Consider the following 23,932-nt stretch of genomic DNA (forward strand, 5'->3'; position numbering starts at 1 on the left):
TCACCCGCGATTGCGGTGGTGAACTCACTACCCTAATCGCGGGTGAACCCGCTCCCACAGAGTACGCGTCGCGCTCTGGATCTTTACTCCACCCCCTCCAACCGCTTCGCCGCCTCCACCCCCGCACTGGTCAGCTTGATCGGGAACTCGACACTCGGTTCATGCTCCTCCACCTTGACCGGGTGGCCCTGGATGAGCTTGCGTTCCTGCAAGGTCTTGAGCATCCCGGCCACGGCTTTCTCGCCGCGGTAGTTGTCGAGAATCTCCTTGCCCAGCCCCTCCGGATGCGCGTGCAGCAGGCGGGTCAGGACTTCGCGTTCCAGTTCATCGTTGCTCATGACTACCTCTCTCGATGCGATGGTCGTTGTGCCTGTGACCATCGCCCGTGCGAGGAGATTCAACTGGATCGGCCACTGTGCACTCCGCACCCAGCGCCAGCACTCTGGAGATATCAGGAAAATAAGGCGCATTCCTCTATATCACTCAGATCCGTCCTACATACCCCACCAAGCATCCTCCCCATTCTCAGGCAGTCGGCCTGCATGCCTTCAGAAATCTGACAGCGCAGCGCAGGCCATTACCGGTACTCGGGTACGACCCGATTACCCCGCCAAGAGGAAAACAACGCGATGGTTGGCTATTTCATTCGCCTCGGCGACAAGACCAGCTGTGGAGGTGTCGTCACCGGCTCCGACAAGCTGATGACGATGATGGGCATCGAACATTCCCGCGAGGGTGACAGCGTCACCTGTGGCGTCACTGGCTTGACCTACCAGATCGAGGGAGGTGTGTCCTTTGTCAAAAGCGACTGAAAGAGTTATTGGAAAAGGCCGGATGGCACAAAGGCAGTGTCGTGACACTGGGGTCTTCCAGATTTTCAGCACGAGAAATGGATGCAACATCTCAAGTTAACTTTATCGCTCTCGGAAGCTCGGAAGATCCCCTTGACGACATGTACGGCGCTCTGGGAGTCGCCACATTGAAGATTGGGGTAATTGGAAAGACCCTCGCTAAAGAAAATCCAAAAACACAAAGACCACACAGTTACTTTCAGGTGGAGCGTATCGGCTTTTACATCCGCGACCATTATGATTTCAACGGCACTCAATTCTTGGGAATATGGACAGGCGATCGAGTTCTAACCAAGAAAGAAATGATGCGAGCCAGCGTACCAAGCGGACAATCCATCTACAAATGGGCCAATGATGAATTCGCCCTTGTCACAAATAATGACTTCAGAAGCTACAGAAACAAAACCGGGATGGGCGGCGATTACGTGCTCTACTCTGAGATTCTCTGGAGAGACTCCAATTTAACCATTGACTTGGGGGAGATAACTTGAAAAACCCTTGGAGGGTGGCAGCCATTTTTGGCGTTGCGATTTCCGCACTGTGGTTTTCTTCCGAGTGGTGGGAGAAAGGCCTCGCTTCGCCAATCGACGACGCCGAAAATAGTCCCAATGGCTGCTCTCGCATTCAGACCTTCAAGCCATTTTGGCTGCTGCCCGATATATTCCATCGTGAACTAGCGCCCCATGAGGCAGCGAAACCAAGATGGTTTCACTTTTGGGAGGTCCCGGGTTTCTATCGTCTATACGACAACTACAATAATCAGTTGATTGGTGAAACTGTAATTTATGACCTCGCGTTCTCTGGAGGAAGGCTGAGTTGGGATCGAGCCGGAGGCGTATGGGTAGGCATGACCTACGTCGGCCCAAGCATCCGAGATTGTACTGGCCGTCAACAAACACTGCCGGAATAACTTCACCATAACGCTCCAAGCCGGCTGTAAAGGCCGGCTTGGAGTTGGAATTCAAATACACCATCCGGACCATATTGCTTGCGAGACATCAGCCACCTCAAGCCCAAGACCACCCAGTGGGTTAAGCGCACTCTGTTGGCCAGCACAATAATAGTTGGAGCCTGGCTTGCTTCTAAATCGTGGGAAAAAGGCCTCGCGACTGAAGTTGCATACGCCGAGTCGAGCCCTGACGGATGCATGAGCATCCGAAGTTTCAGGCCATTCTGGATTCTTCCAGACATTTTTTATCCAAAGTCCGATCCCAACGAGGACATTTCGCCTCGGTGGTTTACCGGTTGGGGACTGCCAGGATTCTATCGACTGTACGATAACCATAGCGGCGAACTGATAGGAGAAAGTGAGATATACGACCTTGAGTTCTCAAGTGACCGTATCAGTTGGAACAGGTCAGGAGCGGTTTACTCCGGGATGATTTACATAGGCCCAAGCATCCGAGACTGCATCAGCGCCACACCTGAGACAAACCACAGTCGATAACCCCAGCAAAGCCGGCTGCACCTACGCAGCCGGCTTTACTTTCATCACCTCCAACCCTCCCCACTGGCACAATCGCCCCTCACCGTCTTCACTCATCGACTCCCGCCCCAACACCAAGGAAGGTTCGATGAGCTCCCCCACCGATGGAAAACTCAGCGTCGGCGCCCTGACCGCCCTGGTCGTGGGCTCGATGATCGGCGCCGGGATCTTCTCCCTGCCCGCCACCTTCGGCCGCGCCAGCGGTGGTTTCGGGGCGATCATCGCCTGGTTGATCGCCGGCTCCGGGATGCTGATGCTGGCCTTCGTGTTCCAGACCCTGGCCCAGCGCAAGCCGGACCTGGACTCGGGGATCTACGCCTACGCCCGCGCCGGTTTCGGCAATTATCTGGGCTTCGCCTCGGCCTTCGGCTTCTGGGCCGGGACCTGCATCGGCAACGTGTCCTACTTCATCCTGATCAAATCGACCCTGGGCGCGTTCTTTCCGGTGTTCGGCGACGGCAATACAGTGATCGCCATCGGCGTGTCCTCGCTGCTGCTGTGGAGCTTTCACCTGCTGGTGCTGCGGGGCGTCCAGGAGGCCGCGGTGATCAATACCATCGCCACGGTGGCGAAGATGATCCCGATCCTGGTGTTCATCATCCTCGTGGCCGTGGCCTTCGACCGTGAGCTGTTCGTGCTGAACTTCTGGGGGACCCACGCGGCGATCACCCCTGATCCGGACCTGGCCCACCTGGACGACTACGGGCGCATCGGCCATGCCGCCGCCGAGCTGGTGGTAGCGCCGCAGGAGTCGCTGTTCGAGCAGGTGCGCAGCACCATGCTGGTGACGGTGTTCGTGTTCCTCGGGATCGAGGGCGCCAGTGTGTATTCCCGTTATGCGCGCAATCCCAGGGATGTCGGCGTGGCCACGGTGCTGGGCTTCGTCGGGGTGCTGTGCCTGCTGATCCTGATCACCCTGCTCAGCTACGGCGTGCTGCTGCGTCCGGAGCTGGCGGCGCTGCGCCAGCCATCCATGGCCGGGGTGCTGGAGATGATCGTCGGACGCTGGGGAGCGATCTTCATCAGTATCGGCCTGATCATTTCGGTGCTGGGTGCCTTCCTCTCCTGGACCCTGCTGGCCTGCGAGGTGCTGCATGCCGCCGCCCACGACAAGGCCATGCCGGCGCTGCTGACCCGGGAGAACGCCCATGGCGTGCCCAGCGCCGCGCTGTGGCTGACCACGCTGTTCGTGCAGTTGTTCCTGGTCCTGACCTTCTTCACCGAGGCAGCGTTTACCCTGGCCCTGGAACTGACCAGTTCGCTGACCTTGATCCCCTACCTGCTGGTGGCGGCCTATGCAGTGAAACTGGCGCGCAGTGGCGAGACCTACGAAAACGGCGCCGGACACGGACGGGACCTGCTGATCGCCCTGCTGGCCACGGCCTATGCCGTGCTGATGGTGCTGGCGGGCGGGCTGAAGTACCTGCTGCTATCGGCATTGATCTACGGGCCGGGAACGCTGCTGTATCTCAAGGCCCGGCACGAACAGGGCGTGGCGGCCTTCAGCGGCGCGGAGAAGCTGGTATTTGCCGTGGTAGTACTGGGTGCGCTGGTGGCGCTGGCCGGTCTGGTGGGCGGGTGGATAGTGCTGTGAGCCGACTGCTGACAATGAGCCACAAGGACGTGGCTTAACCCAATATTCATCCACCTCGCTTGCGCCTTTCACACAATCGCGGGCTAGATAGCACGGAGCCCGATGACCTTCCCGACGGTCACCCCACCCTCCTCCTACCTCGCGTAACATTTTGCAACCCGTTAACCGGCAAAACGCCACCGCCGTGCGCGTCCCAGCCATTGACACCGCCAAAAGCGCATCCCGCCCTTTCGATATGTATCGAGTACGGGCACAATGCGGCTCTTTTTTTGGCTGGCCTACCCGGAGCCTTATAAGTGATCCAGACCCCGTACTACCTCATCGACAAAACCAAGCTGCTGAGCAACCTGGAAAAGATCGCCTACGTGCGCGAGAACTCCGGGGCCAAGGCCTTGCTGGCACTCAAGTGCTTCGCCACCTGGTCGGTGTTTGACCTGATGCAGCAGTACATGGACGGCACCACTTCGTCCTCGCTCTACGAGCTCAAGCTCGGTCGCCAGAAGTTCGAGGGCGAGACCCACGCCTACAGCGTGGCCTGGGCCGACGACGAGATCGAAGAGATGCTCGCCAACTGCGACAAGATCATCTTCAACTCCATCGGCCAGCTGCAGCGCTTCGCCGAGGCGTCCGAGGGCAAGGTCCGCGGTCTGCGGGTCAACCCGCAGGTGAGCAGCTCCGACTACCTGCTGGCCGACCCGGCCCGCCCCTTCAGCCGCCTCGGCGAGTGGGACCCGGTCAAGGTCGAAGCGGTGATCGAGCAGATCTCCGGCTTCATGTTCCACAACAACTGCGAGAACGGCGATTTCGCGCTGTTCGACAAGATGCTCGGGACCATCGAGGAACGCTTCGGCCACCTGCTGCACAAGGTCGAATGGGTCAGCCTCGGCGGCGGCATCCACTTCACCGGCGAAGGCTATGCCCTGGATGCGTTCTGCGCACGCCTGAAGTCGTTCTCCGAAACCTATGGCGTGCAGGTCTACCTGGAGCCGGGCGAAGCGGCGATCACCAACAGCGCCTCGCTGGAAGTGACCGTGCTCGACACCCTGTTCAACGGCAAGCACCTGGCCGTGGTCGACAGCTCGATCGAAGCGCACATGCTCGACCTGCTGATCTACCGTCTCAACGCCAAGATGGCCCCCAACGATGGCGAGCACACCTACATGGTCTGCGGCAAATCGTGCCTGGCCGGCGACATCTTCGGCGAGTACCAATTCGATCGTCCGCTGACCATCGGCGATCGGCTGTCGTTCATCGACGCAGCGGGCTACACCATGGTCAAGAAAAACTGGTTCAACGGCCTGAAAATGCCGTCCATCGTAGTGAAACAACTCGACGGTAGCGTCGAGGTGGTTCGTGAGTTCGGTTTCGAAGACTACCTGTCCAGCCTTTCCTGAGCTGGCAGATAAGGAGAGATAGAGAATTGAAGAAGAACGTTCTTATCATTGGTGCAGGAGGTGTCGCCAAGGTGGTGGCCCACAAGTGCGCGCAGCACAACGACGAACTCGGTCGTATTGCAATTGCGTCGCGGAACATCTCCAAATGCCAGGCCATCATCGACAGCGTCAAGGCCAAGGGTAGCCTCAAGGTACCCGCCGACATCCAGGCCTTCTCGCTCAATGCACTCGATGTCGAGGCGACCAAGGCGTTGATCCGCGAGACCGAATCGCAGATCGTCATCAACGTCGGTTCCGCCTTCCTCAACATGTCGGTGCTGCGTGCCTGCATCGATACCGGTGTGGCCTACCTGGACACCGCGATCCACGAAGAACCGGGCAAGATCTGCGAAACCCCGCCCTGGTATGGCAACTACGAGTGGAAACACCTCGAGGAATGCCAGCAGAAGAACATTACCGCCATTCTCGGTGTCGGCTTCGACCCGGGTGTGGTCAACGCCTATGCGGCGTTGGCGAAGCAACAGTACTTCGACCGCATCGACTCGATCGACATCCTCGACGTCAATGCCGGCTCGCACGGCAAGTACTTCGCCACCAACTTCGATCCGGAAATCAACTTCCGTGAATTCACCGGGCAGGTGTGGAGCTGGCAGAACAGCCAGTGGACCAGCAACACCATGTTCGAAGTGAAGCGTACCGACGACCTGCCGGTGGTCGGCTCGCAGAACCTCTACCTCACCGGCCACGATGAAGTGCACTCGCTGTCGAAGAACCTCGACGTGCCCAACGTGCGTTTCTGGATGAGCTTCGGCGAGCACTACATCAATGTGTTCACCGTGCTGAAGAACCTCGGCCTGCTCTCCGAGCAACCGGTGAAGACCGCCGAAGGCCTGGAAGTGGTGCCGTTGAAAGTGGTCAAGGCGGTGCTGCCGGATCCGTCCTCGCTGGCGCCGGGCTACACCGGCAAGACCTGCATCGGTGACCTGGTCAAGGGCACCAAGGATGGCCAGCCGCGCGAAGTCTTCATCTACAACGTGGCCGACCACGAAGAAGCCTACGCCGAGACCGACAGCCAGGGCATCTCCTACACCGCCGGTGTACCGCCCGTGGCTGCGGCCCTGCTGGTCGCCCGTGGCCAGTGGGATGTCGCGCGCATGGTCAACGTAGAGGAACTGCCGGCCGAGCCGTTCCTGCACGCCCTTGACGTGATGGGTCTGCCGACCCGGATCAAGGACGAGAACGGTGATCGTCCGTGGGCTTGATACAGTCCGCTGCGTGAAAAAGAGGGGCGCCTGAGAAGGCGCCCCTCTTTCGTTAGGGCCGACCGCGGACCCTGTGGGAGCTGGCTTGCCAGCGATTGCGATGGTGAATTCACTACAGCTATCGCTGGCAAGCCAGCTCCCACAGGGGCCGCGATCGGCTCTTGATACTGCTCCTAGCCGAATTGTTCGCGGTATTCGCTGGGGGTGACCCCCAGCCTTTCACTGAACACCTGCCGCATATACCGCACACTGCCAAACCCGCTACGCCAGGCCACCGTCTTCAACGGGAGGTCCTCGCTCTCCAGCAACGCCCGCGCCCGGTCGATCCGCGCGTTCTGCAAAAACGCCATCGGCGTCATGTTCACCTCGCGCAAGAACACCCGGGAAAAATGCCGCGGGCTCATGGCCGCCAGCGCCGCCATGCGCTCGATCCCCCATGACTCATCAAGGTGCTCCAGCACATGGTTCTGCACTCGGGTAATCGGCGTCTCTTCCTTGGCCACCTCCCCCGCCAGCGGACTGAACCGCGCCTGGCCGCCCTGGCGCTTCATCACCACCAGCAGCACCTTGGCCACGTCCTGGGCAACCTTCTTGCCGTGATCCTCGGCAACCACCGCCAGGGCCAGGTCGATGCCCGCCGTCACGCCGCCGGAGGTGATCAGTTGGCGATCACGGACAAAAATCTGGTCGGTCTCCACCTGGGTCTTCGGGAACGCCTTGATCAAGCGCTCGGTGTAGTGCCAGTGGGTGGTCGAGCGATAACCGTCGAGCAGTCCAGCGTGGCCGAGAATAAAGGCACCGGTGCAGATCGAGCCGTAGCAGACGGCACGCTCGGCGACATCCTTCAGCCACAGGCTCAACGGCGGACAGATCTCGTTGTAGGCCCCCGGCCCGCCCGGCACCAGCAGCAGGTCCCAGCGCCCCGTCTCGGGATCGATGACCGCGTCCGGCAGCACGTTCACCCCATTCGACGCCCGAATCGCCCCCGGCACCGCGCCCAGGGTGGTCAGCCGGTAATGCTCCTCGGGCCTGAGGTAGCGATTGGCAATGGAGAACACCTCCAGCGGCCCCGCCATGTCGAGCAGGAGAAAATCCGGGAACAGCACCATGGCCACGCTTTTCATCGAAGGGAATCACCGCAATTGAGGAAAACAGTGCGACGCATTATGACCCTTCCTGCAAGCGAAGCGGAAAGCCCGCTGACATTGTCCACTTGAAAGGGACAGTCATTCCATTGCCATCTACTTATTGCCTTGCCCGGTAAACAGTAATCTACCCCCATAGAAACGCGGTTGCCCTTTCGCAACCCCGACCTGACAAGGAGATACATCATGCTGACCCTGCGCAAAGCGTCCGATCGTGGCCTGGCCAACCATGGCTGGCTGAAGTCGTTCCACACCTTTTCCTTCGCTCACTACCGCAACCCGGCCGAGCAAGGCTTTTCCGACCTGCTGGTGATCAACGATGACCGGGTCGACGAGGGCAAGGGCTTTGGCCAGCACCCGCACCGCGACATGGAGATCTTCTCCTACGTGCTGGAAGGCGCGCTGGAGCACAAGGACAGCATGGGCACCGGCTCGGTGATCCGCCCGGGCGACGTGCAACTGATGAGTGCGGGCCGTGGCGTGACCCACAGCGAGTTCAACCACTCCCATGACGAGCCGGTGCACTTCCTGCAGATCTGGATCGTCCCGGCGGAGGTCGGTGCCGAGCCGCGTTACCAGCAGGCGAACTACAGCAGCGAGGAAAAACGCGGTCGGCTGAAGCTGATCATCTCGCCGGACGGCGCCGACGGCTCGTTGCAGATCCGCCAGGACGCACGGGTGTTTGCCGGGCTGTTCGATGGTGAGGAAAGCGCCGTGCTGAAACTGCCGGCCGAGCGTAATGCCTACGTCCACGTGGCCCGTGGTAGCGTCGAGCTCAACGGCCTGCAACTGAACGAAGGTGACGGCGTGCGCCTGCGTCAGGAGCAGATCATCGAACTGGCCAAGGGCGAGGACGCCGAAGTGCTGGTGTTCGACCTGCGCCCCCACGAACTGCCCGGTTTCTGAAGCTGCAAGCTCCAAGCTAGAAGCGGCAAGCAAAAGCAGATCGCGTTGCCAACACGATTACTTACAGCTTGCCGCTTAAAGCTTGAAGCTCAGGGCTCGTAACCTTCGACAATGATCACCTCAGCCTTGGCCACCCCCTGCCGGTGGCTGCAGGCTTCCTGATACTGCGCCGAGCGATAGCACGCGACGGCCTGCTCATACGAGTCGAATTCGATCACTACACTGCGTTGTGGTGTCGCTCGGCCTTCCATCGCCTCGCTGCGCCCGCCCCGGGCCAGCAACTTGCCACCGAATGCCGCGAAGGCCGCCGGTGCGCGCTGGGTGTACTGCTGATATTGCTGCGGATCGGTCACATCGACATGGGCAATCCAGTAGGCCTTCATGGGTCAAGCTCCTCTTACCGGGTTAATTCGTATTATGGTATACCATAATTTTTATCGAACCATAGATAGTGAGCGCGCAGCATGGCTTTCAACACCATCGAAGAAATCCTCGAAGACTATCGCCAGGGCAAGATGGTCCTGCTGGTGGACGACGAAGACCGCGAGAACGAAGGCGACCTGCTGATCGCCGCCGAGCGTTGCGACGCCGCCGCCATCAGCTTCATGGCCCGCGAGGCCCGTGGCCTGATCTGCCTGACCTTGACCGACGATCACTGCCAGCGCCTGGGCCTGGAGCAGATGGTGCCGGCCAATGGCAGCGCCTTCAGCACGGCGTTTACCGTGTCCATCGAAGCGGCGCGCGGGGTGACCACCGGGATTTCCGCCGCCGACCGCGCCTGCACCGTGGCCGCCGCGGTGGCACCGGATGCCAGGGCGGAAGACCTGGTCCAGCCGGGACACATCTTCCCCCTGCGTGCCCGCGAAGGCGGCGTGCTGACCCGCGCCGGGCATACCGAGGCCGGTTGCGACCTGGCCCGACTGGCGGGCTTCTCCCCGGCTTCGGTGATCGTCGAGGTACTGAACGATGACGGCACCATGGCCCGGCGTCCGGACCTGGAGATCTTCGCCGCCAGGCACGGCATCAAGATCGGCACCATCGCCGACCTGATCCACTACCGCCTGAGCACCGAGCAGACGGTCAAGCGCATCGGCGAGCGGGAACTGCCGACGGTGCACGGGACCTTCCGCCTGGTGACCTATGAAGACCGTATCGAGGGTGGCGTGCACATGGCCATGGTCATGGGCGATATCCGCCGCGAGCAGCCGACCCTGGTGCGGGTGCATGTGATCGATCCGCTGCGTGACCTGGTTGGCGCCGAATATGCCGGGCCGGCGAACTGGACCCTGTGGGCGGCCTTGCAGAAGGTCGCGGCCGAGGGTGCCGGGGTGGTGGTGATTCTGGCCAACCATGAATCGTCGCAGGCCCTGCTGGAGCGGGTACCGCACCTGACCCAGCCGCCACGGCCGTATCAGCGTGGGACCACCAGGACCTACTCCGAGGTCGGGACCGGCGCCCAGATCCTCCAGGACCTGGGCGTGGGCAAGCTGCGCCATCTAGGCCCGCCGCTGAAATATGCCGGGTTGACCGGGTATGACCTGGAGGTGGTGCAGAGCATTCCTTTTGAAGAAGGAATGCTGGGCTAAGGCTCGACGTCTTCATTGCCTGTACCGGCCTCATCGCTGGCAAGCCAGCTCCCACAGGTTCAGCGGCGCACACAATACCTGTGGGAGCTGGCTTGCCAGCGATGAGGCCCTCAGCTCCACCACAAGACCCCAAACCAGAAAACAGCCCCCGAGTGATGGCCGGTCGCCCCATCCCTCTTGCCAAAAGTTTGGAATACCATAATATGATATCCCGTAGACCTTAAAAACTGCAGGCCGGCACCTACAATCACAAACGGCCACCACACTTTGTAAAAGCTGCTCCCCGAACTAGATTGGCGGGCACCAGAAAGCCCGCCTCGAATAACAAAAGCAACGAGGGCGTAACCATGCAATTGAGCAAACGTGTAACCGCAGTGCTGTCCGCCAGCCTGCTGACCCTGGCATGTCAGGCTGTTCACGCCGCCGACAGCCTCAACTTCGTCAGCTGGGGCGGTACGACCCAGGACGCGCAGAAAGCCGCGTGGGCCGAGCCCTTCTCCAAGAGCACCAATATCAAGGTCGTCCAGGACGGCCCTACCGACTACGGCAAACTCAAGGCCATGGTCGAGAGCGGCAACGTGCAGTGGGACGTGGTCGACGTCGAAGCCGACTTCGCCCTGCGTGCCGCCGCCGAAGGCCTGCTCGAACCCCTCGATTTCAACACCATCAAGCGCGACCGCATCGACCCCCGCTTCGTTTCCGACCACGGCGTAGGTTCGTTCTTCTTCTCCTTCGTCCTCGGCTTCAACGAAGGCAAGCTGGGCGGCAACAAGCCCCAGGACTGGTCCGCGCTGTTCGACACCAAGACCTACCCGGGCAAACGCGCCCTGTACAAATGGCCTAGCCCCGGCGTGCTGGAACTGGCCCTGCTGGCCGACGGCGTCCCGGCCGACAAGCTCTACCCGCTGGACCTGGACCGCGCCTTCAAGAAACTCGACACCATCAAGAAAGACATCGTCTGGTGGGGCGGCGGCGCCCAGTCCCAGCAACTGCTGGCCTCCGGCGAGGCAACCCTCGGACAGTTCTGGAACGGCCGGGTCTACGCCCTGCAACAGGACGGCGCACCGGTCGGCGTGAGCTGGAAGCAGAACCTGGTCATGGCCGACTTCCTTGTGGTACCGAAAGGCGCGAAGAACAAGGACGCGGCCATGAAGTTCCTGGCCAACGCCGCCAGCGCCCAGGGCCAGGCCGAGTTCGCCAACCAGACCGCCTACGCCCCGGTGAACCTGGATTCGGTCAGCCTGCTCAAGCCTGAACTCGCACCGAACCTGCCTACCGCCTACGCTCAGGAACAGGTCACCCTGGACTTCGCCTACTGGGCGAAGAACGGTCCGGCAATCGCTACCCGCTGGAATGAGTGGCTGGTCAAATGAAAGTCGCCATCAACGCCTTGCAATCGGCGACCGGTGCCAGCGGTACCGGCGCCCAGGGAGCGGCCATGAGCCATTCGCCCACCCTGCGCCAGCGCTGGCGCGGCAGCCGCAACCTGCTGCCGGCCCTGCTGTTCCTCGGGTTGTTCTTCTTCGCGCCACTGATCGGCCTGCTGCTGCGCGGCGTGCTGGAACCGGTGCCGGGGCTGGGCAACTACGAGCAACTGTTCGCCAACTCGGCCTATGCCCGGGTGCTGTTCAACACCTTCTCGGTGGCCGGCCTGGTCACCCTGATCAGCGTGCTGCTCGGCTTCCCGCTGGCCTGGGCGATCACCCTGGTGCCCCGCGGCTGGGGCCGCTGGCTGCTGAACATCGTGCTGCTGTCGATGTGGACCAGCCTGCTGGCGCGGACCTACTCCTGGCTGGTGCTGCTGCAGGCGTCCGGTGTGATCAACAAGGCGTTGATGGCCATGGGTATCATCGATGCCCCGCTGGAGATGGTACATAACCTCACCGGCGTGGTGATCGGCATGAGCTACATCATGATTCCGTTCATCGTCCTGCCGCTGCAGGCGACCATGCAGGCCATCGACCCGATGGTCCTGCAGGCCGGTTCCATCTGCGGCGCCAGCCCCTGGACCAACTTCTTCAAGGTGTTCCTGCCGCTGTGCCGCTCGGGCCTGTTCTCGGGGGCCCTTATGGTCTTCGTGATGTCCCTCGGCTACTACGTGACCCCGGCCCTGCTCGGCGGCGCGCAGAACATGATGTTGCCGGAATTCATCGTCCAGCAGGTGCAGTCGTTCCTCAACTGGGGCCTGGCCAGCGCCGCCGCGGCGTTGCTGATCATGATCACCCTGGTGCTGTTCTACTTCTATCTGAAGCTGCAACCGGAATCCCCGGTTGGCAACGCGAGGTAAGCGACCATGCTCCTGACCCCCAATGCCATGAGCCGGCGCATGCGTTTCGGGCTCTACACCACCACCGGGCTGATCGCGCTGTTCCTGCTGTTGCCGATCGTGTTCATCGTGTTGCTGTCGTTCGGTTCGTCCCAGTGGCTGGTGTTCCCGCCACCGGGCTGGACCCTGAAGTGGTACGGCCAGTTCTTCTCCAATGCCGAGTGGATGGACGCGGCCCTGGCCAGCCTCAAGGTCGCGGTCCTGACCACGATCTGCGCCGTGGCCCTGGGCCTGCCCACCGCCTTCGCCCTGGTGCGCGGGCGCTTCCCAGGCCGTGAAATGCTCTACGGCCTGTTCACCCTGCCGATGATCGTGCCGCTGGTGATCATCGCCGTGGCGGTGTACGCGCTGTTCCTCAAGCTGGGCTGGACCGGCACGCTGTTTTCCTTCGTGGTCAGCCACGTGATCGTCGCCCTGCCCTTCACCATCATCTCGATCATCAACTCGCTGAAGCTGTTCGACCAGTCGATCGAGGATGCCGCGGTGATCTGCGGCGCCTCGCGTCTGCAGGCGGTGTTCAAGGTGACCTTCCCGGCGATCCGCCCGGGGATGATCGCCGGCGCGCTGTTCGCCTTCCTGGTCTCCTGGGATGAAGTGGTGCTGAGCGTGATGATGGCCAGCCCCAACCTGCAGACCCTCCCCGTGAAAATGTGGACCACCCTGCGTCAGGACCTGACACCGGTGATCGCCGTCGCCTCGACGCTGCTGATCGGCCTGTCGGTTTTGGTCATGGTGATCGCCGCCGCTCTGCGCCGGCGCAACGAAGTCAGCGCCTGAGCGCCCGGAGAACAATAATGAGTGCAGTGATCAAAGATGCCGCCCAGGCCAAGACCCTCGTCAGCCTGCGCAACCTGAACAAGCACTACGGCGACTTCGCCGCGGTGGACAACATCAACCTGGAGATCCAGGACGGAGAGTTCCTGACCTTCCTCGGCTCCAGCGGCTCGGGCAAAAGTACCACCCTGTCGATGCTGGCCGGCTTCGAAACGCCGAGCAGCGGCGAGATCCTGGTCAGCGGGCAATCGCTGGTCAACGTACCGCCGCACAAGCGTGATATCGGCATGGTGTTCCAGCGTTACTCGCTGTTCCCGCACCTGTCGGTACGCGACAACATCGCCTTCCCCCTGGCCATCCGCAAGCGCAGCGCCGCCGAGCGCGACAAGCAGGTGGATGCGATGCTCAAGCTGGTGCAACTGGACAAGTTCGCCCATCGGCGCCCGGCGCAATTGTCCGGTGGCCAGCAACAGCGCGTGGCGATCGCACGGGCGCTGGTCTACGAGCCACGCATTTTGCTGATGGACGAACCCCTGGGCGCGCTGGACAAGAAGCTGCGCGAAGACCTGCAGGATGAACTGCGCCAGCTGCATCGCCGGCTGGGCATCACCATCGTCTACGTGACCCACGACCAGGAAGAAGCCATGCGCCTGTCGCAGCGCATCGCGATCTTCAGCCACGGCAAGATCGTCGGCCTGGGGACCGGGTATGACCTGTACCAGAATCCGCCGAATGCCTTCGTGGCGTCGTTCCTGGGGAACTCGAACTTCCTGCGGGTGAAGGCCCACGGCAATGGCGCGGCCAGCTTCGAAGGGCAGCCGGTGGCGATGCGTCTGACCTCGGGTGTGAGCGACGGGCAGGAAGTGTTGCTGATGGTTCGGCCGGAGAAAGCGCTGGCCTTGAGTCGTGAGCAAGCTGCCCAGGAAGCACTGCCAGCGGGCTGGAACGAAGTGACGGCGAAGGTCGGCGAGGTGCTGTTCCTGGGTGAGAGCCAGACCTGCTCCGTGGTAACGGCTGGCGGTACGCAGATGACCGTGAAGGCGCTATCGGCGGCCGGCATGTCGATGAAGCCGGGCGATGAGGTGAAAGTGCGCTGGGCGGTGGCGGATGCCTGTGTGTATACCGAGTGGCAGGAGAGTGATCTGAACAAGGCTGCCGGGGCACATTAAAGGCGGCGGAGAATGAAAAATCCCGGTCCATTGGCCGGGATTTCTATTGTCTGGGAGATCATCGCTGGCAAGCCAGCTCCCACAGGTCCGCGGTGTACGCGATCCCTGTGGGAGCTGGCTTGCCAGCGATGAGGCCCTTCAGGCTGGTGCGCTGGTGCGGATCAGGTGATCGAACGCCGCCAACGAAGCCTTGGCCCCCTCACCCACCGCAATCACGATCTGCTTGTACGGCACGGTGGTCACGTCTCCTGCGGCGAACACCCCCGGGATATTGGTCTGGCCCTTGGCATCGACGATGATCTCGCCACGCGGGGTCAGCTCGACGGTACCCTTCAGCCAGTCGGTATTCGGCAGCAAGCCGATCTGCACGAAGATCCCTTCCAGCGCCAGCTCATGCTCGGCATCGGTGGTGCGGTCCTTGTAGCGCAGGCCGTTGACCTTCTGCCCGTCACCCAGCACCTCGGTGGTCAGCGCGCTGGTGATGACCTTGACGTTCGGCAGGCTGTGCAGCTTGCGTTGCAGCACGGCATCGGCGCGCAACTGGCTGTCGAACTCGATCAGGGTCACCTGGGCGACGATGCCGGCCAGGTCGATGGCCGCTTCCACGCCGGAGTTGCCCCCGCCGATCACTGCCACGCGCTTGCCCTTGAACAGCGGACCGTCGCAGTGCGGGCAGTAAGCCACGCCACGGCTGCGGTATTCCTTCTCGCCCGGAACATTCATTTCGCGCCAGCGGGCACCGGTGGCGAGGATCACGGTCCTGGCCTTGAGTGTCGCGCCGCTGTTCATCCGCACCTGGTGCAGACCGCCATCGGTGGCCGGCACCAGGGCGTCGGCACGCTGCAGGTTCATGATGTCGACGTCGTATTGCTTGACGTGCTCTTCCAGCGCCGTGGCCAGTTTCGGGCCTTCGGTTTCCTGCACCGAGATGAAGTTCTCGATGGCCATGGTGTCCAGCACCTGGCCGCCGAAACGCTCGGCCGCGACACCGGTGCGGATGCCTTTGCGCGCTGCGTAGATCGCCGCGGCGGCGCCGGCAGGACCGCCACCGATCACCAGCACGTCGAAGGCGTCCTTGGCGTTCAGCTTGTCGGCCTGACGGGCACTGGAGCCAGTGTCCAGCTTGGCGACGATCTCTTCCAGGCCCATGCGGCCCTGGCCGAAGACCTCACCATTGAGGTACACGCTCGGCACCGCCATGACCTGGCGCGACTCGACCTCGGCCTGGAACAGCGCACCATCGATGGCCACATGGCGCACGTTGGGGTTGAGCACCGCCATCAGGTTCAGCGCCTGGACCACGTCCGGGCAGTTCTGGCAGGACAGCGAGAAGTAGGTTTCAAAATTGAATTCCCCTTCCAGCCCGGCGATCTGTTCGATCAGTTCGGCGCTGGCCTTGGACGGGTGCCCGCCGACCTGCAGCAGGGCCAGGACCAGGGAGGTGAATTCGTGGCCCATGGGGATGCCGGCAAAGCGCAGGCTGATTTCACCATTCGGGCGATTGAGCGAGAACGACGGGACACGGGCGTCGGTGCCATCCTCGCGCAAGGTAATGAGGCTCGACAGGCTGGCGATTTCGCGCAGCAGGTCGTGGAGTTCGCGGGACTTCGCGCCGTCATCGAGGGAGGCGACGATCTCGATCGGCTGAGTGACCCGTTCCAGGTAGGCTTTCAACTGAGTTTTAAGCGTGGCGTCCAACATACGGGCGATTCCTTTTTTCAATCTCTATAAATGCAAACGCCCGGGCGAAAGCGCCCGGGCGTTTGTGCGGGGCGGGTACTGCAATCAGGTGCGGATGACCGCCCTCGACTTCGTCATGACCGGCTTAGATCTTGCCGACCAGGTCCAGCGATGGCGCCAGGGTGGCTTCGCCTTCTTTCCACTTGGCCGGGCAGACTTCGCCTGGGTGGGCAGCGACGTACTGGGCAGCCTTGACCTTGCGCAGCAGCTCGCTGGCGTCACGGCCGACACCGCCGTCGTTCAGCTCGACGATCTTGATCTGGCCTTCCGGGTTGATCACGAAGGTGCCGCGGTCAGCGAGGCCGGCTTCTTCGATCAGCACGTCGAAGTTGCGCGAAATGACGTGGGTCGGGTCGCCGATCAGTGGGTACTGGATCTTGCCGATGGTGTCGGAAGTGTCGTGCCAGGCTTTGTGGGTGAAGTGGGTGTCGGTGGACACGCCGTAGATTTCCACGCCCAGTTTCTGGAACTCGGCGTAGTTGTCGGCCAGGTCGCCCAGCTCGGTCGGGCACACGAAGGTGAAGTCGGCTGGGTAGAAGAACACCACGGACCACTTGCCTTTCAGATCGGCATCGGAGACCTGAACGAAGTTGCCGTTGTGGTAAGCGGTTGCGTTGAACGGTTTGACCTGGCTGTTGATGATTGGCATCGGTATCGCTCCTTCAGGGTTGGAAAAACTTGATGGAGAAATCCTAGCCAATAGAGCCGATCAATGCTCATTGGCAAAAATGATGTTGGTGATTGGTTTTGGCTATAAGAAATCGTCGGCTTGCGAGCTGCAAGCCATAAGCCCCAAACGACAAGAGAAAGCCGCAGCGCCGCTGACTGCTCTTTCTTGCCGCTTGAAGCTTGCAGCTTGAGGCTTAGCGAGTGACGGTGCGCATGGTGACGAACTCTTCCGCCGCCGTCGGATGCACACCGATGGTGTCATCGAACTGCTGCTTGGTCGCCCCGGCCTTCAGCGCGATGCCCAGGCCCTGGATGATCTCGCCCGCCTCCGGGCCGACCATATGGCAGCCGAGCACGCGGTCGCTGTCGGCATCCACCACCAGCTTCATCAAGGTCTTTTCCTGGACCTCGGTGAGGGTCAGCTTCATCGGGCGGAAACGGCTTTCGAAGATCTTCACCGCGTGCCCGGCCTCCAGCGCCTGCTCCTCGGTCAGGCCAACGGTGCCGATCGGTGGCTGGCTGAAGACCGCCGTAGGAATGTTGGCGTAGTCCACCGGACGATAGTCTTCCGGCTTGAACAGGCGCCGTGCCACCGCCATGCCTTCGGCCAGGGCCACCGGGGTCAGTTGCACCCGGCCGATCACATCGCCGATGGCGAGGATCGACGGTTCATCGGTCTGGAACTCGTCGTTGACCTGGACGAAGCCACGCTTGTCCAGTTGCACCTCGGTGTTCTCCAGACCCAGGTTGTCCAGCATCGGCCGGCGCCCGGTGGCATAGAACACGCAGTCGGTGAGCAGCTCGCGGCCATCCTTGAGGGTGGCCTTGAGGCTGCCGTCGGCCTGCTGGTCGATACGGGCGATATCGGCGTTGAACTGCAGGTCCAGGCCGCGCTTCTCCAGTTCTTCCTTCAGGTGGGTGCGCACCGAGCCGTCGAAACCACGCAGGAACAGGTCGCCGCGATAGAGCAAGGTGGTGTCGGCGCCCAGGCCCTGGAAGATCCCGGCGAACTCGACGGCGATATAGCCGCCACCCACCACCAGCACGCGCTTGGGCAGGGTCTTGAGATAGAAGGCCTCGTTGGAGCTGATCGCCAGCTCGCGCCCGGGAATCTCCGGGATCTGCGGCCAGCCGCCGGTAGCGATGAGGATGTGCCTGGCCGAGTAGCGCTTGCCCTCGACCTCCACCTCATGGGGTGCGGTGATCCGCGCATGGCCTTCCAGCAGGGTCACGCCACTGTTGACCAGCAGGTTGCGGTAGATGCCGTTGAGGCGCTGGATCTCGCGGTTCTTGTTGGCGATCAGTTGCCCCCAGTCAAACTGCGCATCTTCCAGCGACCAGCCAAAGCCCGAGGCTTGCTCGAATTCGTCGGAATAATGGGCGCCGTACACCAGCAGCTTCTTCGGCACGCAGCCGACATTGACGCAGGTCCCGCCCAGGTAGCGGCTTTCCGCTACCGCCACCTTAGCCCCGAAGCCTGCGGCGAATCGCGAGGCACGCACACCGCCGGAACCGGCGCCAATTACAAACAGGTCAAAATCGTAGGCCATTTCACTCTCCTCGGCAGGCCGCCAGCATAGCGCCAGTCCAGGCCATAAACAAAAGGGCTTGCAAGGCTTGCGGGCGAAAAGCTGTCGCCCAAGTCAAAAAAATGAATCTGCGGCAAACCCGCCCGGTCAACACTGATGAACGCAGTAATCTGACGAGGTAACAGCGATGACTATCGAAGCAGAGACACTCGTACAACTGACCGAAGCCCTGAAGAAGCGCGGCATGCGCCTGCTGGCCGAGATCAATTTCATCCGCGCGCCCTACCGCCGCAATCACCGCTGGGTCTGCTGCATCGGCCGTACGCCACGCAAGAATCGGGCGGTGCGCGTTTGAGCCGCAAAGCAAAACGCCCGGTGCAGGCACCGGGCGTTTTGTCTGAAACCGTACCGACTCAGTAAGCCTTGCCAGTCTTGTAGAAGTTCTCGAAGCAGAAGTTGGTCGCCTCGATGTAGCCTTCGGCGCCACCGCAGTCGAAACGCTTGCCCTTGAACTTGTAGGCCATGACGCAGCCGTTCTGCGCCTGCTTCATCAGGGCGTCGGTGATCTGGATTTCACCACCCTTGCCTGGCTCGGTCTGTTCGATCAGGTCGAAGATGTCCGGGGTCAGGATGTAGCGGCCGATGATCGCCAGGTTCGATGGCGCGTCTTCCGGCTTCGGCTTCTCGACCATGCTGTGTACGCGGTAGATGTCGTCGCGGATCATCTCGCCGGCGATCACACCGTACTTGTTGGTTTCCTGCGGATCGACTTCCTGGATGGCGACGATCGAGCAGCGGAACTGCTTGTACAGCTTGACCATCTGGGTCAGTACGCCGTCGTCGTCGAGGTTGACGCACAGGTCGTCCGCCAGGACCACGGCGAACGGCTCGTCACCGATCAGCGGGCGGCCAGTGAGGATCGCGTGGCCCAGGCCCTTCATCTCGGTCTGACGGGTGTAGGAGAAGGAGCATTCGTCCAGCAGACGACGGATGCCGACCAGGTATTTTTCCTTGTCGGTGCCCTTGATCTGGGTTTCCAGCTCGTAGCTGATGTCGAAGTGGTCTTCCAGCGCGCGCTTGCCGCGGCCGGTAACAATGGAGATTTCGGTCAGGCCGGCTTCGAGGGCTTCTTCAACGCCGTACTGGATCAGTGGCTTGTTGACCACCGGCAGCATTTCCTTGGGCATGGCTTTGGTGGCTGGCAGGAAACGAGTGCCGTAGCCGGCTGCCGGGAACAAGCATTTCTTGATCATAAAAGTCCTTAACGAAGGGCTGCGTGTACGAAATTCGGCGCAGTCTAATCAGGCGGCGTGAAGCTTACAATGGGGCGCCCGGACGCAACCGTTGCCATCATAGAGAAATTACCGGCGGGATAGTTCCCAGCCGTTGAAAATATTGGCTTTGTGCCATTACTCCGGCGACAAAAAGGCGCCGTTTCCCACAAGAAAAACGGCGCCCTGGCCAGCATGGTCCAGACGACTATGGCTACTTGCCAGTGCCCTGCCCGATCAACACCCCGTCGACGGTCTGGCCGTACAGGTTGACGCCATCGTTGGCGTGGAACTTCAGGCGGGTTTTCTCCACCGAGCCTTCCACCAGCCGCGGGTCCTGCGGGCGCTCGTGCTTGTTGATGTACGCTGCCACGTCCCAGGCCTGCTGGTCGCTGAGGCTGCCGGGCTTGCTAAGGGGCATGTTGTACTTGATGAAGGACGCCGCCGTATTGATCCGGTGCATGCCGGCGCCCCAGTTGTAGGAGTCCTTGCCCCACAGTGGCGGCATCACGTAGTCGTCGCCGACCTTCTGCCCCTGCCCCGTGTCACCGTGACAGATCGCGCACTGCTGCTGGTAGACCTGCGCGCCACGGGCGATGTCGTAGCCGCCCGCAGGCTGGGCGACGTCCGGGTAGCCACGGCCAGGCGGCTCAACGCCGATCTGGGCCTTGCTCGCCAGCCAGTAGGAATACACCGACAACGCGGTGATCTCCGGGCTGTCGGCCGCCGGTGCCTTGCCGTTCATGCTGAACTGGAAGCAGCCCTGGATACGCTCGGCGTAGGTGTTCACCTTGTCGTTCTTCTTGCGGTAGGCCGGGTACATCGGGTAAGCGCCCCACAGCGGCGCGGAGTGGGCCAGGCGCCCCTGGTCGAGGTGGCAGTTGCTGCATTTCATGCCGTTGCCGACGTAGTCCGGGGCCATGCGCTTGGTGTCGACGAACAGCGCATAGCCGTCGCGGACCATCTTGCCGAAGGCGTTGTCAGGTAATTCGCTTTGTGCCGGAGGCACGAAGAACGGTGTCTGGCTGGCCGGCGGCACTTTCAGCTGCGACTGGTCTTCCATGGCAACCTGCGCGGCATGCGCCGAACCCAGCGTGAAGGCCAGTGCGGAAAAAACGAATGCTTTCATGGCTTGGCCTCCTGTCCTGCGGCGAAGTACTCGGCGATGCTCTTGACCTCTTCGTCGGTCATGGCCTTGGCCACGCCCACCATCAACTGGTTAGGGTCGTTGTGCCGGCTGCCATCGCGCCAGGCGTTGAGTTGCGCGGTCAGGTAGGTCGCCGGCTGGTGGGCCAGCGGCGGGAAGTGCTCGCCGACACCCGCGCCACCCGGGCCATGGCACTGCACGCAACCGGGAATCTGCCGGCTCCAGTCGCCGTACAACGCCAGTTGTTCGGTCGCATTGCTGGCCATCTGCTGACGGCGGGTAGTCGGCGCCGCAGGCGCCGGCATGGCCGCGAGGGTTTTACTGACGGCGGCGATCTCCTCATCACCGAGGGCCTTGGCCAGTGGCTCCATGATCGGGTTCTTGCGCGTGCCGTCGCGGAAATCGCGCAACTGCTTGCTCAGGTAACCCACCGGGAGACCGGCAAGTCGCGGAAAGCCGGCAGCGGCCATGCCCAGGCCATCCGGCCCGTGGCAGCCCTGGCAGGCCATGGCCGCAGGGTTGGCCCCACCCTGGGTGAAGACGTTCTGGCCCTGGTCGGCGTGGGCTATCGGCAGGGAAAACAAAAACAGGCTACTGATCAGGATTCGATCCAGTGTGATCATCACGGAGCTCCCTTTTTCTTCTGGCTTTTTCTTATGGTTATATGCTTAGACTCAAAAAATATAAGCCTATGGATAGTAGGGCTATCCCTCCGCCACTACAACGGCGGAAAGCACCAGAAAGGGGCATTTGGATCGGTGAATCGATTAATGAGAGGAAATTTCCAGACTGCACAAAAACCCTGTGGGAGCTGGCTTGCCAGCGATGAGGCCGGCACTGACGAAGAGGTTGTCAGGTCTGGCCAAATCGCTGGCAAGCCAGCTCCCACAGGGTCGTGCAGTGTTCTCTAGAGCTCGAATCAGCCCGAAATGCACTGGGTCGCGGCGTTGTTCACGTCGGAAAGCCGCAGCGGGAAGTTGTTCAGGCGTTCATGCAGTTTGATCGAGCTGCCAGCGGAACGCTCGCTGATATCCATCACCGCCGCAGGTGCCTCGGAGAGCTTCTGCGGCACGATCACCCGGATCGAATTCTTCTCGCCACGGGTCACCTGCAAAGGGTCGCGGCTGTCTTTGAGTTTTTCCTGCACACAGGTCAGGTACTGCTCCGGTGACTTGCCGGACATCACGTTCAGGGTTTCAGGGCTCTGTTCCAGCTCGGCCACACTGGCACAACCGGTCAGCGCCAACGCCAAGGCAGATACAAACCATTTCATCGAGACCCTCTCCCATATTCATTCAAAAATCCTAAGACCGCTATTAGGCCAATTTGCTCCCTGGATTGTCAGATTTATCGCAAGGAATGTGATGAGTCCTACATTCCTTTCCCACGCATCTGTTATCGTGCCGCTTTGCCGAAATATCCCCTTGCGGAGCCGCTACATGAAATTCGTACACCAGCGCGAGCACCTCAACGAAGACGATATCGTCGTGATCGAGTGCTCCCAGCGCTGCAATATCCGCCTGATGAACGACGCCAACTTCCGCAGTTTCAAGAACGGCGGCCGCCACACTTACCATGGCGGCGCCTTCGATCGCTTCCCGGCGAAGATCACCGTGCCGAGCACCGGGTTCTGGAACATAACCATCGACACCGTGACCCCGCGGCCGATCTCGGTGACCCGCAAGCCGACCTTCAGCCACAAGATCAAGATCATCCGTCGTTCGTCGTCGCAGTTGAGATAAGAGCCTTATGAGCACCACTATCAAATACGTCATCAAGTACAAGCTCGACGGCGAACGCCGCTGGGACTTCGCCGTGCTGCCGGACAACTCCCTGGAGCAGGCCCAGGAAGCGCTGCGCAAGATCCACGGCGACGACGCCGACAAGATCACCGATATCCAGGTCAGCAAGGCGCTCTGACGCCGCTGGCCGCCGTAGAAGGAGTTCACGGGTATGAGCCACTGGCCGGATTCACGCATCCTCGATCTGTTCGGCATCGACCTGCCGATCCTCCAGGCACCGATGGCCGGCGCTACCGGCTCGGCCATGGCGATCGCCGTGAGCCAGGCCGGCGGGCTGGGCGCCCTGCCCTGCGCCATGCTCGGCGCCGAACAGATTCGCCAGGAGCTGGAAACCTTCCGCCAGGCCAGCAACGGCCCGCTCAACGTGAACTTCTTCTGCCACACCCCGCCGGCCGACGATCCGGCCCGGATCGCCCGCTGGAAAGAAGCGCTCAGGCCGTATTACGAAGAGGTCGGTGCCGATTACGAAGCGCCGACGCCAGTGTCCAGCCGCGCGCCCTTCGATGACAACGCCTGCGCCCTGGTCGAGGAGTACAAGCCCGAGGTGGTCAGTTTCCACTTCGGCCTGCCCGAGCCGCGCCTGCTGGCCCGGGTGAAGGCGACCGGCGCCAAAGTCATTTCCAGCGCCACCACCGTCACCGAAGCCCTGTGGCTGGAACAGCACGGCTGCGACGCGATCATCGCCATGGGCTATGAGGCGGGCGGCCATCGCGGCATGTTCCTCAGCGATGACCTGAACAGCCAGGTCGGCACCATGGCCCTGGTGCCGCAGATCGCCGACGCCGTGCGTGTGCCGGTGATCGCCGCCGGCGGGATCGGCGACGGGCGCGGTATCGCTGCGGCCTTCATGCTCGGCGCCTCGGCCGTGCAACTGGGTACCGCCTACCTGTTCTGCCCGGAGGCCAAGGTTTCGGCCATGCACCGCCGCGCCCTGCATACCGCACGGGAAAGCGACACGGCGCTGACCAACCTGTTTACCGGGCGACCGGCGCGGGGCATCTACAACCGGATCATGCGCGAGCTGGGCCCGGTCAGCGACCTGGCCCCGGCCTTCCCTCTGGCCGGCGGGGCGCTGATGCCGATCCGTGCGATCAGCGAGCCCGAGAGCAACAGCGATTTCAGCAATCTCTGGTCCGGCCAGGCATTGCGCCTGGGTATCGACCGCCCCGCCGCCGAACTTACCCGCACACTTGCCGAAGAAACCCTCGCGCTTATTCGTCGCTGAAACAAAGCTTTCCGTTTGCAAGGCAATCGCTATATATTCAACTATATAGCGATTGG

Annotated in this window: 27 protein-coding genes; 17 read left to right on the forward strand and 10 right to left on the reverse strand. The window is 61.7% G+C overall.

The features are described from left to right. Positions 1-83 precede the first annotated feature (83 nt). Complete coding sequence (locus PSEMO_RS12815; RefSeq protein ID WP_075803448.1) at positions 84-338, reverse strand: hypothetical protein; 255 nt, start codon at positions 336-338, stop codon at positions 84-86. A 291-nt stretch (positions 339-629) separates the two neighbouring features. Between PSEMO_RS12815 and PSEMO_RS12820 the strand changes: the two genes are divergently transcribed. The 6 genes from PSEMO_RS12820 to PSEMO_RS12850 all read left to right on the forward strand — a co-directional run bounded on the left by PSEMO_RS12820 (position 630) and on the right by PSEMO_RS12850 (position 6,587). After that, positions 630-812, forward strand: a complete 183-nt coding sequence (locus PSEMO_RS12820) for a PAAR domain-containing protein (RefSeq protein WP_075803449.1) — start codon at positions 630-632, stop codon at positions 810-812. 41 nt (positions 813-853) lie between these two features. Continuing rightward, the gene (locus PSEMO_RS12825) at positions 854-1,342 is read left to right on the forward strand and encodes a DUF6402 family protein (protein WP_256721120.1); all 489 of its coding nucleotides are present in this window, start codon (positions 854-856) and stop codon (positions 1,340-1,342) included. Then, positions 1,339-1,761: a hypothetical protein gene (locus tag PSEMO_RS12830; RefSeq protein WP_075803451.1), complete on the forward strand. Its 423-nt coding sequence runs from the start codon at positions 1,339-1,341 to the stop codon at positions 1,759-1,761. The genes PSEMO_RS12825 and PSEMO_RS12830 overlap by 4 nt, the downstream gene beginning before the upstream one ends. A 664-nt stretch (positions 1,762-2,425) precedes the next feature. Next, entirely contained in the window at positions 2,426-3,931 is a 1,506-nt protein-coding gene (locus tag PSEMO_RS12840) for an amino acid permease (RefSeq protein WP_075803452.1), read from the forward strand. 296 nt (positions 3,932-4,227) lie between these two features. Beyond that, positions 4,228-5,325, forward strand: a complete 1,098-nt coding sequence (locus PSEMO_RS12845; RefSeq protein ID WP_075803453.1) for a carboxynorspermidine decarboxylase — start codon at positions 4,228-4,230, stop codon at positions 5,323-5,325. A 26-nt stretch (positions 5,326-5,351) separates the two neighbouring features. Further along, on the forward strand, positions 5,352-6,587 hold the full coding sequence (locus PSEMO_RS12850) for a saccharopine dehydrogenase family protein (protein ID WP_075803454.1): 1,236 nt from the start codon (positions 5,352-5,354) through the stop codon (positions 6,585-6,587). 173 nt (positions 6,588-6,760) lie between these two features. Here the strand turns inward: PSEMO_RS12850 and PSEMO_RS12855 are convergent, their stop codons facing one another. Then, positions 6,761-7,711 carry a GlxA family transcriptional regulator gene (locus tag PSEMO_RS12855; protein ID WP_075803455.1) on the reverse strand — a complete coding sequence of 317 codons (951 nt, stop codon included), beginning with the start codon at positions 7,709-7,711 and terminating at the stop codon, positions 6,761-6,763. 207 nt (positions 7,712-7,918) lie between these two features. Here PSEMO_RS12855 and PSEMO_RS12860 point away from each other — a divergent pair, with 207 nt between their 5' ends. Continuing rightward, positions 7,919-8,638 carry a pirin family protein gene (locus tag PSEMO_RS12860; protein ID WP_075803456.1) on the forward strand — a complete coding sequence of 240 codons (720 nt, stop codon included), beginning with the start codon at positions 7,919-7,921 and terminating at the stop codon, positions 8,636-8,638. 89 nt (positions 8,639-8,727) lie between these two features. On the opposite strand, the gene PSEMO_RS12865 is transcribed toward PSEMO_RS12860, so the two are convergent. Then, on the reverse strand, positions 8,728-9,021 hold the full coding sequence (locus PSEMO_RS12865; protein ID WP_009407104.1) for a DUF1330 domain-containing protein: 294 nt from the start codon (positions 9,019-9,021) through the stop codon (positions 8,728-8,730). An 81-nt stretch (positions 9,022-9,102) separates the two neighbouring features. Between PSEMO_RS12865 and ribBA the strand changes: the two genes are divergently transcribed. The 5 genes from ribBA (at position 9,103) to PSEMO_RS12890 (ending at position 14,493) form a co-directional block, all read left to right on the forward strand. Continuing rightward, positions 9,103-10,224, forward strand: coding sequence for a bifunctional 3,4-dihydroxy-2-butanone-4-phosphate synthase/GTP cyclohydrolase II (gene ribBA / locus PSEMO_RS12870; protein ID WP_075803457.1), 1,122 nt, complete (start codon positions 9,103-9,105; stop codon positions 10,222-10,224). Positions 10,225-10,571: 347 nt separating this feature from the next. Beyond that, the gene (locus tag PSEMO_RS12875) at positions 10,572-11,597 is read left to right on the forward strand and encodes an ABC transporter substrate-binding protein (protein ID WP_075803458.1); all 1,026 of its coding nucleotides are present in this window, start codon (positions 10,572-10,574) and stop codon (positions 11,595-11,597) included. After that, positions 11,594-12,511, forward strand: coding sequence for an ABC transporter permease (locus PSEMO_RS12880; RefSeq protein ID WP_075803459.1), 918 nt, complete (start codon positions 11,594-11,596; stop codon positions 12,509-12,511). The genes PSEMO_RS12875 and PSEMO_RS12880 overlap by 4 nt, the downstream gene beginning before the upstream one ends. A 6-nt stretch (positions 12,512-12,517) precedes the next feature. Further along, entirely contained in the window at positions 12,518-13,327 is an 810-nt protein-coding gene (locus tag PSEMO_RS12885) for an ABC transporter permease (protein ID WP_075803460.1), read from the forward strand. A gap of 17 nt (positions 13,328-13,344) precedes the next feature. Continuing rightward, positions 13,345-14,493: an ABC transporter ATP-binding protein gene (locus PSEMO_RS12890; RefSeq protein WP_075803461.1), complete on the forward strand. Its 1,149-nt coding sequence runs from the start codon at positions 13,345-13,347 to the stop codon at positions 14,491-14,493. A gap of 138 nt (positions 14,494-14,631) precedes the next feature. On the opposite strand, the gene ahpF is transcribed toward PSEMO_RS12890, so the two are convergent. Continuing rightward, positions 14,632-16,194, reverse strand: coding sequence for an alkyl hydroperoxide reductase subunit F (gene ahpF / locus PSEMO_RS12895; protein WP_075803462.1), 1,563 nt, complete (start codon positions 16,192-16,194; stop codon positions 14,632-14,634). A 124-nt stretch (positions 16,195-16,318) separates the two neighbouring features. Continuing rightward, entirely contained in the window at positions 16,319-16,882 is a 564-nt protein-coding gene (gene ahpC / locus PSEMO_RS12900; protein ID WP_075803463.1) for an alkyl hydroperoxide reductase subunit C, read from the reverse strand. On the opposite strand from ahpC, the gene PSEMO_RS32900 reads away from it, so the two are divergent. Continuing rightward, on the forward strand, positions 16,872-17,093 hold the full coding sequence (locus PSEMO_RS32900; RefSeq protein ID WP_178391993.1) for a hypothetical protein: 222 nt from the start codon (positions 16,872-16,874) through the stop codon (positions 17,091-17,093). The two genes, ahpC and PSEMO_RS32900, sit on opposite strands and share 11 nt — an antisense overlap. A 3-nt stretch (positions 17,094-17,096) precedes the next feature. Here the strand turns inward: PSEMO_RS32900 and gorA are convergent, their stop codons facing one another. Then, positions 17,097-18,452 carry a glutathione-disulfide reductase gene (gene gorA / locus PSEMO_RS12905; RefSeq protein WP_075803464.1) on the reverse strand — a complete coding sequence of 452 codons (1,356 nt, stop codon included), beginning with the start codon at positions 18,450-18,452 and terminating at the stop codon, positions 17,097-17,099. A 166-nt stretch (positions 18,453-18,618) separates the two neighbouring features. On the opposite strand from gorA, the gene PSEMO_RS33485 reads away from it, so the two are divergent. Beyond that, the gene (locus PSEMO_RS33485; RefSeq protein ID WP_178391994.1) at positions 18,619-18,786 is read left to right on the forward strand and encodes a hypothetical protein; all 168 of its coding nucleotides are present in this window, start codon (positions 18,619-18,621) and stop codon (positions 18,784-18,786) included. A gap of 58 nt (positions 18,787-18,844) precedes the next feature. Here the strand turns inward: PSEMO_RS33485 and galU are convergent, their stop codons facing one another. From galU to PSEMO_RS12925, 4 genes are all read right to left on the reverse strand, one after another. Continuing rightward, on the reverse strand, positions 18,845-19,684 hold the full coding sequence (gene galU, locus PSEMO_RS12910; protein WP_009407129.1) for a UTP--glucose-1-phosphate uridylyltransferase GalU: 840 nt from the start codon (positions 19,682-19,684) through the stop codon (positions 18,845-18,847). Positions 19,685-19,916: 232 nt separating this feature from the next. Continuing rightward, positions 19,917-20,831 (reverse strand): c-type cytochrome, encoded by a 915-nt coding sequence (locus PSEMO_RS12915; RefSeq protein ID WP_075803465.1) that lies wholly within the window; start codon positions 20,829-20,831, stop codon positions 19,917-19,919. Further along, positions 20,828-21,472 carry a c-type cytochrome gene (locus PSEMO_RS12920; protein ID WP_075803466.1) on the reverse strand — a complete coding sequence of 215 codons (645 nt, stop codon included), beginning with the start codon at positions 21,470-21,472 and terminating at the stop codon, positions 20,828-20,830. The genes PSEMO_RS12915 and PSEMO_RS12920 overlap by 4 nt, the downstream gene beginning before the upstream one ends. A 296-nt stretch (positions 21,473-21,768) precedes the next feature. Continuing rightward, complete coding sequence (locus PSEMO_RS12925) at positions 21,769-22,122, reverse strand: hypothetical protein (protein WP_075803467.1); 354 nt, start codon at positions 22,120-22,122, stop codon at positions 21,769-21,771. Between the two features lie 166 nt (positions 22,123-22,288). On the opposite strand from PSEMO_RS12925, the gene PSEMO_RS12930 reads away from it, so the two are divergent. The 3 genes from PSEMO_RS12930 to PSEMO_RS12935 are packed head-to-tail and all read left to right on the forward strand — an operon-like array spanning position 22,289 to position 23,876. After that, positions 22,289-22,591 carry a DUF1883 domain-containing protein gene (locus PSEMO_RS12930; protein ID WP_042124691.1) on the forward strand — a complete coding sequence of 101 codons (303 nt, stop codon included), beginning with the start codon at positions 22,289-22,291 and terminating at the stop codon, positions 22,589-22,591. A gap of 7 nt (positions 22,592-22,598) precedes the next feature. After that, entirely contained in the window at positions 22,599-22,769 is a 171-nt protein-coding gene (locus PSEMO_RS33490) for a hypothetical protein (RefSeq protein WP_086937224.1), read from the forward strand. Between the two features lie 33 nt (positions 22,770-22,802). Beyond that, on the forward strand, positions 22,803-23,876 hold the full coding sequence (locus PSEMO_RS12935; protein ID WP_075803468.1) for an NAD(P)H-dependent flavin oxidoreductase: 1,074 nt from the start codon (positions 22,803-22,805) through the stop codon (positions 23,874-23,876). Positions 23,877-23,932 lie beyond the last annotated feature (56 nt).

The organism is Pseudomonas putida (assembly GCF_001941965.1).
In the GTDB taxonomy this organism is placed as follows: Bacteria; Pseudomonadota; Gammaproteobacteria; order Pseudomonadales; family Pseudomonadaceae; genus Aquipseudomonas; species Aquipseudomonas putida_L.